This window comes from Variovorax sp. FW305-3-2-15-B-LB1 (genome assembly GCF_058787635.1).
Genome location: NZ_JBYSZY010000066.1, coordinates 1 through 15,522, shown reverse-complemented (window position 1 = coordinate 15,522; position 15,522 = coordinate 1). Strand labels below are relative to the sequence as shown.

15 protein-coding genes are annotated in these 15,522 nt (G+C 67.4%); 7 read left to right on the top strand and 8 right to left on the bottom strand.

Annotation, left to right across the window (positions count from 1 at the left end; all coding sequences use genetic code 11):
* Positions 1 to 5 precede the first annotated feature (5 nt).
* The 7 genes from AC3WQR_RS27685 to AC3WQR_RS27655 all read right to left on the bottom strand — a co-directional run bounded on the left by AC3WQR_RS27685 (position 6) and on the right by AC3WQR_RS27655 (position 7,572).
* Positions 6 to 1,301, bottom strand: a complete 1,296-nt coding sequence (locus AC3WQR_RS27685; RefSeq protein ID WP_492745033.1) for a CpaE/TadZ family protein — start codon at positions 1,299 to 1,301, stop codon at positions 6 to 8.
* Between the two features lie 35 nt (positions 1,302 to 1,336).
* Positions 1,337 to 2,701 (bottom strand): type II and III secretion system protein family protein, encoded by a 1,365-nt coding sequence (locus tag AC3WQR_RS27680; protein WP_492745031.1) that lies wholly within the window; start codon positions 2,699 to 2,701, stop codon positions 1,337 to 1,339.
* A 41-nt stretch (positions 2,702 to 2,742) separates the two neighbouring features.
* Positions 2,743 to 3,735 (bottom strand): Flp pilus assembly protein CpaB, encoded by a 993-nt coding sequence (gene cpaB, locus AC3WQR_RS27675; RefSeq protein ID WP_492745029.1) that lies wholly within the window; start codon positions 3,733 to 3,735, stop codon positions 2,743 to 2,745.
* A gap of 78 nt (positions 3,736 to 3,813) precedes the next feature.
* The gene (locus AC3WQR_RS27670) at positions 3,814 to 4,311 is read right to left on the bottom strand and encodes an A24 family peptidase (RefSeq protein ID WP_492745027.1); all 498 of its coding nucleotides are present in this window, start codon (positions 4,309 to 4,311) and stop codon (positions 3,814 to 3,816) included.
* Between the two features lie 18 nt (positions 4,312 to 4,329).
* Positions 4,330 to 4,551, bottom strand: a complete 222-nt coding sequence (locus AC3WQR_RS27665) for a Flp family type IVb pilin (protein ID WP_492745025.1) — start codon at positions 4,549 to 4,551, stop codon at positions 4,330 to 4,332.
* A 373-nt stretch (positions 4,552 to 4,924) separates the two neighbouring features.
* Positions 4,925 to 6,319, bottom strand: coding sequence for a L,D-transpeptidase family protein (locus AC3WQR_RS27660; RefSeq protein ID WP_492745023.1), 1,395 nt, complete (start codon positions 6,317 to 6,319; stop codon positions 4,925 to 4,927).
* 77 nt (positions 6,320 to 6,396) lie between these two features.
* Positions 6,397 to 7,572 (bottom strand): nuclear transport factor 2 family protein, encoded by a 1,176-nt coding sequence (locus AC3WQR_RS27655; protein WP_492745021.1) that lies wholly within the window; start codon positions 7,570 to 7,572, stop codon positions 6,397 to 6,399.
* Between the two features lie 205 nt (positions 7,573 to 7,777).
* Here AC3WQR_RS27655 and AC3WQR_RS27650 point away from each other — a divergent pair, with 205 nt between their 5' ends.
* On the top strand, positions 7,778 to 8,782 hold the full coding sequence (locus AC3WQR_RS27650) for a Bug family tripartite tricarboxylate transporter substrate binding protein (RefSeq protein ID WP_492745019.1): 1,005 nt from the start codon (positions 7,778 to 7,780) through the stop codon (positions 8,780 to 8,782).
* Between the two features lie 27 nt (positions 8,783 to 8,809).
* Here AC3WQR_RS27650 and AC3WQR_RS27645 read toward each other — a convergent pair whose 3' ends face one another.
* The gene (locus AC3WQR_RS27645) at positions 8,810 to 9,607 is read right to left on the bottom strand and encodes an IclR family transcriptional regulator domain-containing protein (protein WP_095948085.1); all 798 of its coding nucleotides are present in this window, start codon (positions 9,605 to 9,607) and stop codon (positions 8,810 to 8,812) included.
* Positions 9,608 to 9,744: 137 nt separating this feature from the next.
* On the opposite strand from AC3WQR_RS27645, the gene AC3WQR_RS27640 reads away from it, so the two are divergent.
* From AC3WQR_RS27640 to AC3WQR_RS27615, 6 genes are all read left to right on the top strand, one after another.
* Positions 9,745 to 10,446, top strand: coding sequence for a 3-oxoacid CoA-transferase subunit A (locus tag AC3WQR_RS27640; protein ID WP_095746743.1), 702 nt, complete (start codon positions 9,745 to 9,747; stop codon positions 10,444 to 10,446).
* Positions 10,447 to 10,506: 60 nt separating this feature from the next.
* Positions 10,507 to 11,148, top strand: a complete 642-nt coding sequence (locus AC3WQR_RS27635; RefSeq protein ID WP_175497135.1) for a 3-oxoacid CoA-transferase subunit B — start codon at positions 10,507 to 10,509, stop codon at positions 11,146 to 11,148.
* 33 nt (positions 11,149 to 11,181) lie between these two features.
* Positions 11,182 to 12,387: a 3-oxoadipyl-CoA thiolase gene (gene pcaF / locus AC3WQR_RS27630; protein ID WP_492745015.1), complete on the top strand. Its 1,206-nt coding sequence runs from the start codon at positions 11,182 to 11,184 to the stop codon at positions 12,385 to 12,387.
* Positions 12,387 to 13,364: a Bug family tripartite tricarboxylate transporter substrate binding protein gene (locus AC3WQR_RS27625; RefSeq protein WP_492745013.1), complete on the top strand. Its 978-nt coding sequence runs from the start codon at positions 12,387 to 12,389 to the stop codon at positions 13,362 to 13,364. The genes pcaF and AC3WQR_RS27625 overlap by 1 nt, the downstream gene beginning before the upstream one ends.
* A gap of 56 nt (positions 13,365 to 13,420) precedes the next feature.
* Entirely contained in the window at positions 13,421 to 14,431 is a 1,011-nt protein-coding gene (locus AC3WQR_RS27620) for a Bug family tripartite tricarboxylate transporter substrate binding protein (RefSeq protein ID WP_062482455.1), read from the top strand.
* Positions 14,432 to 14,782: 351 nt separating this feature from the next.
* On the top strand, positions 14,783 to 15,522 hold a 740-nt coding region (locus AC3WQR_RS27615; RefSeq protein WP_492745011.1), incomplete at its 3' end, for an ESPR domain-containing protein.

Below are 15,522 nucleotides of genomic sequence, written 5' to 3'. Positions count from 1 at the left end.
ACTGTTCAACCTTGGGTAGAGCTCTTCCGGAAGCCGGTGATCTTCGACATCAGCGTCGAAGGCCAACGCGTGGCTCCGAGTGGGGCGGACACAGAGCCTGTCGTGCACTCCTCGTGCAGGCTGCGCGCGAGGCCGGCCACGGCCTGTGAATAGGGGTCGTTGCGTGCGATGCGAACCAGCATCTCGCCGCGGCTTGCGGCGCCGAGCAATGGCGCGCTGCGCGCTGGCAACACGTGGCGAAGCGGCAGTTCGAGCCGCTCGGCGATGTCCTTGGCCGACAGCCCCACATGGCTGTCGAACTTATTGACGACGAGCGACAGCTGGTCGGTTTCGACACCGCGCGTGCGCAACTCCTTGAGCATGGTTGCGGTCGACACGATCGCGCCGATGCTCTGGTCACAAACGACCCAGGCGCGCTGCGCCTCCTTCACCGTCTGCACCACGAAATCGATGGTCGAGAAGCCACCGAGGTCGGCAATCTGATAGTCGAAGAACTCGCCCAACCGCTTGATCAGTGCGACCGAGTCGGCATGCGAGATCTCGCGCACCTGGGCGAGGCTTGCCGGCAGCGGCAGCACGGCGATGCCGCTGTCGTGATGCGCGAGGGCGGTGTGCAGCAGTGTCTGGTCGAGCCGGCGCAGGTTGCGCACGCCATCGACGAAGCTGAAGCTGCTCTGCGTGTCGAGATAGAGCAAGCCGTCGCGTGCAGGCAGGCCCAGGTCGAGCAGGGCGACGCCGTGTCGCGCGCTGCGGCCCGGGGCCTTCGTCGGCGCTTGAGCCGGCTGGGCCAGTTGGTCGTGGAGCACGAGCGACAAGCTGGCCGCGAGCGTGGTCACGCCGATGCCTGGCCGGGCGCCCAGCAGCGCGATGGTGTTTCCGCGCGTGCCGCTCGACAGGCTGCTGCGGCGGTCAAGCAGCTTGCGCAGCGTGTTGGCCGCATCGGTCTGCGGTGCGGCCATGTCGATGAAATCGTCCACACCGGCACGCAGTGCGGCCAGCATCGAGGCCGGCTCGGCCGAGACGCCCGTTGCGAGCACTGGCAACTCGGGCCAGTCGCGCTTGAGGCGTTGGTGCAATTCGCTTGCAGCCTCGGCGTGATCACCAGAGAAGTCGAGAAAGACGGCTGCCGGGCTGAGCAGAGCGATGCGCTCATCGAGCGACTTGATGTCGGGCGACAGCATCACCACCGCGCCTAGCCTGGAAAGGGCATCGGTCAACCATGTGATGTGGCCGCCGTTGGGCGAGGCGAAGAGATAGGTCTCTGCGCCGGTCTCGGGAAGGTGGTCGCGGGGGGCGTTCATGGCGTCGGCCACAGGTCGTGAATGGCTGGTTTCCATCAACGGGAGAAGCCCGGCACTGTCGTGCCAGAGGCCGGCCCCAGGAGGTGCGCGCGCCACACGGGGCCATCACGCTGCTCGGCACCGCCTGGCAGGTATGGTGTGAGATCGGTGTTGCGCGCAATCGGCTTCACCAGGTGCGGGGTGACGAGAATGACCAGTTCCTTCTCGCTCATCTGGTACCTGTTCTGTTTGAAGAACGTACCGATCACCGGGATGTCGCCGAGCAGCGGCACCTTGTCTGCGTTCGAGGTGGTGGTGCGGCTCACGAGGCCGCCGATGATGAAGCTCTCGCCGTCGCCGAGTTCGACTGTGGTGTCGGCACGGCGCGTACTGATGGCCGGTACCGCAACGCCTCCGATGCTCAGCGAGTTGGTGTAGTCGAGATCACTGGCTTCCGGTGCCACCTTGAGCACGATGCGATCGTTCGAAAGCACCGTGGGCGTGACCGTAAGGCCGATGCCGAAAGGCTTGTATTCGATGCTCGTGGTGCCCAAGCCCTGCGGGGCGGGCACCGGCAGTTCGCCGCCGGCCAGGAAACTCGCGCTCTGGCCCGACAGCGCCACCAGCGTGGGCTCGGCGAGCACGCGCGCCATGCCGTTGCCTTCGAGGAAGCCGACATTCAGCCCGATGCCGGCCTTGCCGAAGTTGAACAGCAGGCTGAAGGCTTGCGCGAGCGGGTTGGCGTAATCGCCGCTGATGCTTCCATCCGATGCGAAAGTCGCGGACCTCAGTGACGCTGGCGTGAAAGAGCCGAAGCTGAATCCGTTGGAATTGGCGCGCGTGCTGAAGATGTTGAGGCCCGCCTGCTTGAGCACGCTGCGGTTGAACTCGACGACCTTGACCTCGACCTGCACGGTGTTGCTGCGCACGTTGACGACGGAGCGGTCGACCAGCGGGGATTTCTCTCCCCCTGCGGCCAGTGCGGCGTCTCGCGCTTCATGATGCGCGGTCATGCTGTCGAGCGAGCCGGAGAGCGTCGAGGCGCGGCGACGCACTTCGAGCGCGTACACCGTGGCGGTCGATTGGCCCTTTTCCCAGAGCATCAGCGTGGTCCGTCCTGCGGCCTTGCCGGTCACGATCAGGCGCGCGGCCGGGGAGTTCGGCGTTTGGCGGGTGAGCGCCACCCCAGCCACCGCTTCGTCGGCAATGGCCATGCGCTCGATGCCCTTCGGGATCAGCAGCTCCTTTTGTGTGCCAGCGTCGACGCGGAATGGGATCGACGCGCCCGGAGCGACGGCTTGTGCATTGGCGACCGAGGACGCAATGGGCCAAGCGCTCGGCGTCAGGAGGCACAGCGCCACGAGGGTCGGACGCAGGGCATGAACCGGGGCGTTGGGTTTCGCGCGAGGAGGGTGCGTCATGGTGTGTTTTTCGTGCGGGGCATGCATGGTCGTGACGCCGATCAATAACGGATGGTTTCGCTGCGATCGCCGCGGATGACTTCGACCTGAAGTCCACCGCGGCTGCCGGCGGCGCCGGCTGCTACAGCGGGCCGTGCCGCGACGCTGGGCGTGCGCAGGGCGCCGGGCTTGCCGCCGGTCACGAAATCGGCAGCCGTCAGGCCGGCCTGGGCGCGGTCCAGGCCTTCAAGCGGCGCGCGCGGCGGTTCGCCGCGTTTCAGTGGCGCTGCCTGCAGGGCCGTGGGCAATTCGGCAAACAACTTCGGATCGGGCTCCGACATGTCGGTGGGATTGCGCAGGGCCAGCAACAGGCGGCCGCTGTTCTCCGCGAGCGTCAGGCGGTTGATGTCGTCTACGGGCACCGCGAGCACGGCCGTGCGTGCGGCTTCGGCACGTTGTTGCTGCTGCGCCTGCGGGTTGCCGTTCTTGTCGGTTTGGGAAGGCAGGCCGTCAACCGATGCACTGCCGAAGGCCAGCACACGCTTGCGCGACAGCAGAAGGCGCGCTTGGCTGCGGTCGATATCCTTGCCGTCGAACTTCAGCATAAGGAATACGTCGACGAAATCTCCGGGCTGGACTTTGTTGCCCACGCCCATGACTTCGTCGGCTTTGACCGCGACGGCGCGCTCGCCCTCGGGAATGCGCAAGGCCAAGCCGGAAACCAGTTGGCCTTCAAGCAGGGGCGAGCCTTCGCCCAAGTCGATCACGGGGACGCGGCCGGCGAGGGGGGCGGTCTCCTTGAAGGCCCCTGTCGGATTGATCGTCAGTTGTTCCACGCGCAGCGCATCGGCCGGGATCGCTTGGCCGGCCGGCAGCGGCTTGGCGGCGACGACCACGGGGAAGGTCGGAGCCTGTGACGTCTTGGCAGGCGTTGTGCTGGCGGCGGTTGCAGGCGGCGGCGGCGGTGCCTTACGGCTGAGAACCCATGCATAACCTCCGAGCGCGAGGGCCAGAAGCACGAGGATGGCGGCGATGATTTTGGGGAGGTTGATCATGGGCGGCGAACTGAAGGAAGGGGAGCAAGCGATCAAGGAAAGAAATGAAGGGCCTGCGAGACGAAGCAGAGCTGGCTGTTAACTCTGTCGGCCCCAAACCATCCACGCCGCAGCGGCTAGGGCTAGGTAAGCCGCATAAGGAATGATGCGAAGCCGGCGTGTCGGAGCGCCGGATTCGGGTACTCGCGACGGACCGGCAAGTAGCAGGGCGAGTCGCGGAAAAAAAGGCCAACGCTTGAGCGCAAGCCAGAGGACGCTATGGGCGCCAGCAGTCAGGCTGGCGATGGTCCAAATCGGCACAAGAGCCGATAGGCCGACCCACAGACCCAAGGCTGCAATGAACTTCACGTCACCCGCACCCATAAGGCCGCCAGCGTAGAAGATCAGCAGAAATCCAAAGCCCAGTGCGCTCCCTAGCACTGCGTCCGTCCACTTGATACCGAAGGGTTGCGCGCTCATCGCAAATGCGCCGATAGCAAGCGCCGCGCCTCCCAAGACCAACCAGTTGGGAACGCGGCGTTGCCGACAGTCATACGCTGCAATGAGTAGTAACCACAACAGCCACAAAGGGAGCATGCGATTGCGGCGCAGTGTTTAGGGCGTTACCTTGTCGCCAATTGCGGTAAAAATGTTGCTGAGGATCAATCCAATACCGTTGGTTGCGCCCGTTCCAAAAACGGCGAGGCAAATCGTTGCCATCAGCCCCGCAATAATTCCATATTCAATTGCAGTAGCACCTTCTTCATCGCGCAGAAAACGAGTAATAGAACTAAGCATGGTGATCTCCTGAAAGGAAGTGTTAACAAAGGCTGGCACGGTGGATGTTATACAGCGTAACTCCGTGTATCAACAGGAGAAACACACCGGATCGAGTCCCGGATGTGCTACTCGGAGGGGTAAAGCAGGAAGGCGGCCAGCCTCGTTCGGCCCCCACAACGGGGCAGAAAAGGTCACTTATTCACAGTCTGGAGATGTTCGTTTCCCTCTGTAAACCGCATGCACACTGGCATGGACGAGGGGAACACGTTACGGGCGTGGGAACGTCCGGACGTTGAGCGTTACGGGAACATGCCCGTTACGTGTTACGTAGCGCGGTACCCAGGAGTGCAATTTGTAACACTCGACAAGGCGGCTCCGTTTGGGCAATAAATCACACTTTTGGGGCCGAGACCCCTTCGGTGATGTGGGCTCAGCCGAGGATTTCTTCGTGGAAGAGCTTCCACTCGCCGCCCTGGCGCAGCCAGTACTGGCGGCGGGTGCGGCCGTTCTTCTCGCCCTCGAACACCTCGCCGAAGGTGGCGACCATGGTGTCTTCGGTGTCGCGCCAGTGCAGGTACGACGTGTCCTTGATTTGCACTCGTTTACCTTGTGCGTAGGTCAATTCATCGCGGAGTACCGCATCGGCATCGACGGGCTTGCGGCTGGCACGCTGGAAATCCGGCAAATAGAATTTTTTCAATTGCGCTTCATTGCCGCTGGCGCGCGCGTCTTTCCAGGCGGTAATTGAATCGGCGAATTTCTTTGTTTCTTTTTCGGCCTGCGGCTGCGAAATCCATTGCAGGCTGCGCGCGGTGACGACGGGGGTGGCGCCGATCTGGACCTTGCGCAGCAGCTGCTTGAGGTCGGGGTTGGCCATGACGACGCAGCCGTCGCTGGCCAGCGGCGCCCGCGCGAACTGCTGGGGCGGGGTGCCGTGCAGCCAGATGCCGCTGCCGGTCTTGCCGCGCCGCACGTCGTACGGGTTGGGGTAGTTGATGGGCAGGGCGCCGGCGCCGTAGAAGTCTTTCAGCGAGCGCGGATCGAGGCTGCTGGTGATGTAGTACACGCCCAGCGGGGTGCGCGCGTCGCCTTCGACGGCCTTGTCGGTGCCCGACTTGCCGACGGAGATGTAGTAGTCGGCGACGAGCTTCAGGCCCTTGTCGGAGTTCTCGAACAGGTACAGCCGCGAGCGCGAGGCGTCGACGGCAATGGCGAAGCGGCTGCGGGTCGAGAGGGTGAGGAACTGCGAGGGCACGGTGCCGGCGGGCGGGCGTTCGCGCAGGGCCTGCAGGCGGCGGCGCGATTCCTCGTGCAGCTCGACCATGGCCGGGTTGCCGCGCAGGCGCGCGATGCCAGCGGTGTCGGGCATGGCGTTCGACGGCGGCACCTGCGCCGCGAGCAGGTCGCCGTACACGAGCTGCGCGAGCTGGAAGTTCGGGTGGTCGCGCACGAGGGTCTGGGCCTTGGCCAAGGCCTCGCGGGTCTTGCCGCGGCCGAACAGTTCGTAGACGCCGATCAGGCGGGCCTCGGCGCCGCTGGCTTCCTGCAGCGGCGCGGCGGTTCTGGCGGTCTTGCGGGTCGGGCGCGTGGCGCCAGCGTTGTCTGCTGCGACGGTAGACCGCTTGCCCTTGGCTTGCAGCTGCGTCTTGCTGGCGCCGCTACCGGCTTTGGCGCCTCGGGCTTCCTTGGCAGACACACGGCTGCCGCCCGCCTTGGCGGCCTTGGTGCCGCTGGTCTTGGCGTTGGCCGACTTGCTGGAGCTGTTGCTGTTGTTGGCTGCGAGCGCGGCGCCGGGCGTGGCCAGCAGGAGCGCAGAAGCGGCCATCAAGGCCGCGAGCAGCTTCCCGCTCCGCAGCGGGAACGGGAGGGTCTGAAGCCGGCCGTGCCGGACGATGTCTGCCACTAGCCGCCGACGCTTTCCTTGCGAATGTGCCACTGGTTGCCGGAGCGTTGCAGCTCGAGCGTCTTACGGCTCGCGATGTTGAGGTTGTCGGCGCGGTAGACCTGGCGGAACTTGGCGGTGGCGGTCTGTCCGTCGACCTTGATTGCGAGGTTCTCGAGGTTCACGCTGATGCTGGACTTGCCGACGATGCGCGCGCGGCGGTCTTCTTCCCAGGCCTTGCGGCTCTGGCCGCCGGCGGGCACGAAGTCGCTGCCGTAGGCGGCGAGGTAGCGGTCCATGTCCTGGCTGGCCCAGGCCGAGGCCCAGCCGCGCACGACGGATTCGATCTCGGAGGTGGACGCCGGGGCCGCGGCAGGGGCTGGTGCCGGTGCCGGTTCAGGCGTCTTGGCGACCGGCGCGGGGGCTGCGGCCACCTTGACGGGTGGTGCGACAGGCGCGGCGGCGGGTGCCGGCGCGGGCGCAGGCGGGGCCTTGGCGACGGGCGCAGGAGCGGGCACGGGGGCCGGAGCAGGCGCCTTGGCGACCGGTGCGGGCGCAGGCGCCGGGGCAGGGGCCTTCGCAGCCGGTGCCGGTGCAGGCGTCGTCGTGGCCGAAGCCACCAGCGTCGAACCCTTGGAGCCGGCCGTCGGCGGGGCGGTGAAGAGCGTGCGGATCACGGCCAGCTTGGGCTGCACCGCGGTGTTGTTCTGGTCGAGCTGCAGCGCCTTGCTGTAGGCCTGGCTGGCCAGCCGCGCGTACACGTCGCCGAGGTTTTCCTGGGCGGTGGCGTAGCTGGGGTTGGTGCGAATGGCGCTTTCGAGGGCGTTGCGGGCCTTATCGAACTGGTTCTGGCTCGCGTAGATGACGGCGAGGTTGTTGAACGGCTCGGGCAGCTCGGGCGCGTCTTGCGTGAGCTGGGTGAAGGCGGCGATGGCTTCTGCGCGCTTGCCGGTGTCGAGCTGGATCACGCCCTTCAGGAAGCGCATCTGCGGATCGCGCGGCTTGTCCTTGAGGAAGGCCTCGGCCTTGGTCATGGCCTCGTCGAGCTTGCCGGACTGCATCAGCCGGTCGACCTCTTCGTGCTCGGTCGCGGCCAGCGCGGGAAGCGCGGCGCCGCAGGCCGCAACGGCCAGGAACAGGGCGCGCACGGTGGGGGAGAAGCTGAAGCGGGCGCGAGGCCGGGGGCTCTTGGGCATTGCGGACAAGACCTCGTTGGTGGGGAAGGGGAATGCGGCAGGCATTGTAAATGCGCCCGTCACCTCTGGATACCAAGCTGACGGAGCCCTGCGATGGCCCTATTCACAGTTGTGCCGAACTTGTGCGCTGCAGCATCATCATGTAACGTCTCGTAAGCAAAATGCACGTGTTTACCCTGATTTTTCCAACACTCCGGAGTCCGTTTTGAAGATCACCAAACGCCGCCTGCTCGAAGGCGGCGCTGCAGCCATTGCCACCTCGCTGTTCACGCCGGCCTCGTGGGCCCAGCGCGCAGCAGGCGGCGATGCCGCCTGGCCAACCAAGCCCGTGCGCATCCTCGTGGGCTTTCCGGCGGGTGCCTCGCCCGACCTGGCGGCGCGCGCCATCGCGGAGCCGCTCTCGAAGCTCCTGCGCCAGCCGGTGACGGTGGAGAACAAGCCCGGCGCCAGCGGCAACCTCGTGGCGGCCGAAGTGGCCAAGGCCACGGACGACCACACGATCGGCGCGCTCATCAACGGCAACCTCACGATCGCCAAGCTGCTGAACCCGTCGCTCGACTTCGACCCCGAGAAAGACTTCGCCCCCGTCGGCCTGATCGGCACCGCGCCGCTGGTGCTGGTGGTGTCGGGCAGCGCCGCGGGCAAGACCGCGGCCGACCTGCTCTTGTGGGTGCGCAACCTGGGCGGCGCCGGCAAGTACGGCACGCCGGGCGTGGGCACCGTGGGCCACCTGGGCATGGAGCTGCTCAAGAGCCGCGCGGCCATCACCGCGCAGCACAAGCCCTACACCGGCAACCCGCAGGTGATCGCCGGCATCCTCGCCGGCGAGATCCAGCTGGCGCTGCTGCCGCCGGGCCTGGCGATGCCGCACGTGAAGTCGGGCAAGCTCAAGGCCATCGGCGTGACCTCGCCCGAGCGCAGCCCGCTGGTCAACGAGCTGCCGACGATCCGCGACGCCGACGTGCGCGGCGCCGACCTCGAGATCTGGACCGCGCTCGCCGCGCCCGCGAGCATGAAGCCGGCGGCTGTGACCAAGCTCAACGCCGCGCTGGTCGAGGTGATCAGTTCGCCCGAGGTGAGCGGCGAGCTGCTCAAGACCGGCTGGCAGGCGCAGCCCGGCTCGCCCGACACGCTGGCCAAGCGCATGCGCGCCGACACCACGCGGCTGGGCGGCGTGATCCTCATGAAAGGCATCCGTTCGGAGGCCTGAGCCAGCGCCGGAGCGATCGCGCTGCGGCTACAGCAGCGCCGACACCTGCCGTGCCGCATCGATCAGCGCCGGCAGCATCGTCTCCTGCATCACCTTCGCGCTCGTGCGGTTCGCCTGCCCGCTGATGTTCAGCGCGGCCACCATGCGGCCCTGCCGGTTCACGATGGGCGCGGCCACGGAGATCAGGCCTTCTTCCAGTTCCTGATTCACCAGGCACCACTGCTGCTTGCGCGCCTGGGCCACCTTGGCCATGAGCGCGTCGATGTCGGTCACGGTGTGCTTGGTCAGCGCCTCGAGGTTCGAGGCCTCGAGGCGCGCGCGCACCTCGTCGTCGCTCAGGTCGGCCAGCAGCAGGCGGCCCAGCGACGTGCAGTACGCCGGCAGCCGCGAGCCCACGCCCAGGCTGATGCGCATGATCTTCTGCGTCGGCACGCGCAGCACGTAGACGATGTCGGTCGCGTCGAGCACGGCGGCCGAGCACGACTCCTGCACCTGCTGCACCAGCGCCTCCATCACGGGCTCGGCGCGGTTCCAGATCGGCATCGACGACAGGTAGGCAAAGCCCAGGTCGAGGATGCGCGGCGTGAGCGTGAAGAGCTTGCCGTCGGTCACCACATAACCCAGCGTCTGCAGCGTGAGAAGAATGCGCCGCGCCCCCGCGCGTGTGAGGCCGCTGCCGGCGGCCACCTCGCTCAGGGTCTGGTGCGGTGCGCTCGCGCTGAACGAGCGGATCACCTGCAGGCCGCGCGCAAAAGACTGCACGTAGCTGTCGCCGGGTGCGGGCGTGTCGGTGGTGGACGTAGCGGAAACGGGGTGGGTTGCCATGGCGAGCGATCCTCTCTAAAATTCATTATACGAACAAAAGTTCTTTAGGCGAACAAATTGCGATTCGCGAGGATTCGTGAATTCGGCAGGGTGTTCGGACCGTTCGGTTTCTTCCTTCACTCCCGGAGACAAGCTTCATGATCAACAAGATCGCGCGCTCGGTCGCCGATGCCCTGGCAGGCATCCAAGACGGCGCCACGGTGCTCATCGGCGGTTTCGGCACCGCCGGCATTCCAGGCGAACTCATCGACGGTCTCGTCGAGCAGGGCGCCAAGGACCTCACGGTCGTCAACAACAACGCAGGCAACGGAGAGACGGGCCTGGCGGCGCTGCTCAAGGCCGGCCGCGTGCGCAAGATCATCTGCAGCTTTCCGCGCCAGGCCGACAGCCAGGTGTTCGACGGCCTGTACCGCAGCGGCAAGATCGAACTCGAACTCGTGCCCCAGGGCAACCTGGCCGAGCGCATCCGCGCCGCGGGTGCCGGCATCGGCGCCTTCTACTGCCCCACGGGCTACGGCACGCAACTGGCCGGCAACCGCGAGACGCGCGAGATCGACGGCGTGCAGTACGTGCTCGAGTACCCCATCCACGGCGACGTGGCGCTCATCAAGGCCGAGCGCGGCGACCGATGGGGCAACCTGGTCTACCGCAAGGCCGCGCGCAACTTCGGCCCGGTGATGGCCATGGCCGCGAAGAAGACCGTCGCCACCGTGCACGACATCGCCGAGCTCGGCACCCTCGACCCCGAGACCATCGTGACCCCGGGCATCTTCGTGCACCAGGTGGTGCGCATCGAACGCGTCGCCACGCAAGCCGGTGGCTTCAAGAAGGCAGCTTGAGCTGCCGGGCCGCCCCAAAGCGAAAACCGTAGCGCGAAAGCGCGGAGGAACTTAATTCTCATGGCATACACCCGTCGCACCAAAGACCAACTGGCAGCCCGCGTCGCACAAGACATCTTCGACGGCGCCGTCGTCAACCTCGGCATCGGCCAGCCCACGCTGGTGGCCAACCACCTGCCGCAGGGCCGCGAGGTCATCCTGCAAAGCGAGAACGGCATCCTCGGCATGGGCCCCGCGCCCGAGGCCGGCGAAGAAGACTACGACCTCATCAACGCCGGCAAGCAGCCCGTCACGCTGCTGCCGGGCGGCTCGTTCTTCCACCACTCCGACAGCTTCGCGATGATGCGCGGCGGCCACCTCGACATCTGCGTGCTCGGCGCGTTCCAGGTGTCGGCCACCGGCGACCTGGCCAACTGGCACACGGGCGAGAAAGACGCCATTCCCGCGGTCGGCGGCGCAATGGACCTGGCCATCGGCGCCAAGCAGACGTGGGTCATGATGGACCTGCTCACCAAGCAGGGCGCGAGCAAGCTGGTGCAGCAATGCACCTATCCGCTCACCGGCATCGGCTGCGTCAAGCGCGTGTACTCCGACCTCGCCACGCTCGAATGCACGCCGCAGGGCCTGAAGCTCGTCGACACCGTCGAGGGCCTGAGCCGCGAAGAACTCGAGACGCTGGTCGGCCTTCCGATCGCCGCTTGATCCCATCCAAGTAATCAGAGAGAGACAACTCACATGACCAATCAAGCCTTCATCTGCGACGCCGTCCGCACTCCCTTCGGCCGCTACGGCGGTTCGCTCAGCAGCGTGCGCACCGACGACCTCGGCGCCGTGCCGCTGCGCGCACTCATCGAGCGCAACAAGAACGTCGACTGGCAGGCCGTGAGCGACGTGCTCTACGGTTGCGCCAACCAGGCCGGCGAAGACAACCGCAACGTCGCACGCATGTCGGCGCTGCTCGCGGGCCTGCCGATCGAAGTGGGCGGCGGCACCATCAACCGCCTGTGCGGTTCGGGCCTCGATGCACTGGGCACCGCCGCGCGCGCCATCCGCGCCGGTGAAGCCGGCCTGATGATCGCCGGCGGCGTCGAAAGCATGAGCCGCGCGCCCTTCGTCATGCCCAAGGCCGAGAGCGCCTTCAGCCGCAACAACGCGGTGTACGACACCACGATCGGCTGGCGCTTCGTCAACAAGCTCATGAAGGCGCAGTACGGCGTCGACTCCATGCCCGAGACGGCCGAGAACGTGGCCACCGACTACAAGATCGAGCGCGAAGCGCAAGACCTGATGGCGCTCAACTCGCAGCTGCGCGCCGTGGCCTCGCAGAAGTCCGGCTTCTTCGACGCCGAGATCGTGCCCGTGAGCGTGCCCCAGAAGAAGGGCGACGCCCTCATCGTCAACAAGGACGAGCATCCGCGTGACACCACGCTGGAGGCGCTGGCCAAGCTCAAGCCCATCGTGCGCCCCGACGGCACCGTCACCGCCGGCAATGCCAGCGGCGTGAACGACGGCGCTTGCGCGCTGCTGCTGGCCGACGAAGCCAGCGCCGCCAAGCACGGCCTCACGCCGCGCGCCCGCGTGGTCGGCATGGCCACGGCCGGCGTCGCACCGCGCATCATGGGCATCGGCCCGGCGCCTGCCACGCAGAAGGTGCTGGCGCTCACCGGCCTCACGCTCGACCAGATCGACGTCATCGAACTCAACGAAGCCTTCGCCGCACAGGGGCTCGCCGTGCTGCGCATGCTGGGCCTGAAGGACGACGACGCGCGCGTGAACATCAACGGCGGCGCCATCGCACTGGGTCACCCGCTCGGCGCCAGCGGCGCACGCCTGGCCACCACCGCGGTGAACCAGCTGCACAAGGGCGGCGGCCGCTACGCGCTGTGCACGATGTGCATCGGCGTGGGGCAGGGCATTGCCGTGATCCTGGAACGCGTCTGATGGCGCTCGCCCGACGCGAGCTGCTGCTGGGCCTGCTGGCAGCAGCAGGTTTGCCTGCGCATGCGCAACAGGCCGACGGCAAGCCGATTCGCATCGTCGTGCCCTTCGCGGCCGGCGGCGGCAACGACGTGTTCGCGCGCCAGATGGCCAAGGGCCTGGGCGAGGTGCGCAAGTCCGGCGTCATCGTCGACAACAAGCCCGGCGCGGGCGGCAACCTCGGCACCGAGCAGGTGGTGCGCAGCACGCCCGACGGCAGCACGCTGCTGCTGGGCCACACGGGCACCGTGTCGATCAATCCGGCGCTGTACAAGGGCCTGAAGTTCGACGCCCGCAAGGACCTCGTGCCCGTGGCCATGTTCGCGTCGTCCGCGCTCGTGCTCGTGGTGCCCGCGGCCTCGAAGGTGCGCAGCGTGGCCGACCTCGTCAAGGAGGCCAAGGTGCGCCCGGGGCTGCTCGACTACGCCTCGAGCGGCAGCGGCACGGGTGGCCACCTCACGGGCGAGCTCTTCGCGCAGCGCACCGGCACGAAGATCAATCACATTCCCTACAAGGGCACCAACCCCGCGCTCACCGACCTCGCGGGCGGCCAGGTGCAGATGATGTTCAGCGTCATCCCGCCCGCGCTCGCACTGGTCAAGGGCGGGCGGCTGCGCGCCATTGCCGTCACCGGTGCCAAGCGCCTGCCGTCGCTGCCCGACGTGCCCACCGTGGCCGAGTCGGGTCTGCGCGAACTCGCGGGCTTCGAGAGCACGCTCATCTACGGCATCCTCGCGCCGCGCGGCACGCCCGAGGCGTTCGTGAAGACGCTGTCGGCGCAGATGCTGCAGGTGGCGGGCGGCGCCGAGTTCCAGTCGCGCCTGGACGTGGAAGGCGCCGTGCCGCTGCTCGGCGGGCCGGCCGACTACGCCGCGCTCATCGCGAAGGAAAGCGCGCTGTGGGCCGGCATCGTCAAGGCCTCGGGCGCGTCGGTCGACTGAGCGGCGAGGCACCGCTTCCCACCCATCAACGATTCATCAAACCGGAGACTTCCCTCATGTCCTTCTTCCGTTCGTCGCTTTCGCGCCGCGCCATCGCAGCGGCCGTGCTGGCCCTGACCGCCGGCGGCCTGCTGCCGCTGACCGCCTCGGCACAGCAGCCTGCGGCCTTCCCGACCAAGCCCGTGCGCATCATCACGCCGTTCCCGGTCGGTGGTGGTCCGGACGGCGTGGCTCGCCTCGTGGCCGACAAGCTCTCGCGCGCCTGGGGCCAGCCGGTGGTGGTCGAGAACCGCCCGGGCGGCAACGGCTTCATCGCCATCGACGCCTTCAAGCGGGGTGCGAAAGACGGCCACGACATCATCGTGCTCGACAACGTGCACCTGGCCGCGTACCCGGCGCTGTTCAAGAAGCTGCCCTACGACGCATCGAAGGACTTCGACGCACTGCTGCCGCTGTTCAAGACGTATTTCTTCTTCACCGTCGCGACCAACAGCAAGTACAAGACCGTGGGCGACCTGATCGCCGACGCCAAGGCCAACCCCGGCAAGCTCGACTACGGCTCGTGGTCGGTCGGCAACCCGGTGCACCTGGGCTCGGAGCTGTTCGAGTCGGCCACCGGCACGCAGATGGAGCACGTGATCTACAAGGAGACCACGCAGCTGTACACCTCGGTCGCCACCGGCGAGCTGGCCTTTGCGCTGGGCAGCAGCGCCACCGCCGGCCCGCTGCAGCGCGCCAACAAGCTGCGCTTCCTGGCGGCTGCCGCGCCCCAGCGCGTGGCCGCCTTCCCCGACGTGCCCACCGTGAGCGAATCGGGCGGCCCGAAGGGCTTCGAGGTCATCGGCTGGAACGCCATCGCCGTGCCCAAGGGCCTGCCGGCTTCGGTGACCGACAAGATCAAGCGCGACATCGAGAAGGGCCTGGCCGAACCCGACGTGCTGGAGAAGTTCAAGAGCTTCGGCTACGAGCCGTTCCCGACCACGCGCCCGCAGTTCGACCAGTTCGTGGCCACGGAAACGAAGCGCTTCACGGACGTGATCCGCAAGGCGAACGTGTCGCTGGACTGACGGCGCGCGCCCTGGGCGCATCCGCAATGAACAAGGCACCCGCGAGGGTGCCTTTTCTTTTGGGCGCCGCACCAAGGGCGAGAGATTGTGCTGTCCAAAAGTCACATGTTACGTATGGATACGTGACAGGGTAGACCGTCTACCGAAGGGCCTGACAGAGGCGGAGTGGCCCCGCATGGGGCCGGTCTCTCCCGTTTCAGGGTAGCCCCTTGCAGGGATACGCGTAACTGGCACGCGTTCTTACATTTTTGACTTGCACATCCGAAATCGTCGCCGTGGGGAGGAGCAAGCCATTGCTGCTGCACACGGAGGTCCACCTGCTCAGTCAGTGAACGAAGAGGGAGTTGAGTCATGAACAAGATCTTCCGAACCCTGTGGAGTCCCACCGCCGGCACCTGGGTGGCCGCGCCGGAAATCGCGCGCGGCCACGCGCGATCGTGCAGTGGGAGCGGCGTGCGCGCGGTGGCGGCAGCGGCGGCAACGGCGGCGCTGTGGGTCTGCGTCGTGCCGGTGCTCGCGGCCGGCGGTGCGGGTGGCCAGCCGGTCGGTGACGCGTCGCTGAACGCGGGCACGGGCGGCAGCGACGGCACGGGCGGCAGCGGCGGGCTCAACGACACCACGGTCAATGCCTTCGGCGGCGCGGGCGGATCGTCGACGCCGGGCGGCGTCACGGCGGGGGCCAGCGCCAGCATCGGCGGCTTTGGTGGCGCCACACCGGGCACCGGCGGCGCGGCCGGCGCGGCCAGCACGCCCACCGGCCCCGGTGCGTTCCAGGGCGACGCCGGTGGCGCGGGCCAGGCGCAGACCGGCGACCCGGGCAACGGCAACGGCTATGGCGGCGGGGGTGGCGGCGGCTTCCAGGGGATGTCGATCGCCAACAACGTGGCCAATTCGTCCGACAGCTACACCGGCGGCATCGGTGGCGCGGGCGGCAACGGGTACTGGGCCGCGGGCGGCGGCGGTGCCGGCGGCTACGGTTCGATCCTCAGCGGCCCGCTCGGCAGCTACACGGCCACGGGATCTTCCACGGGCGGCGCCGGCGGCAAGGGCGGCGACGCCTTCTCGCAGGGCGGCGGCGGCGGCAGCGGGGG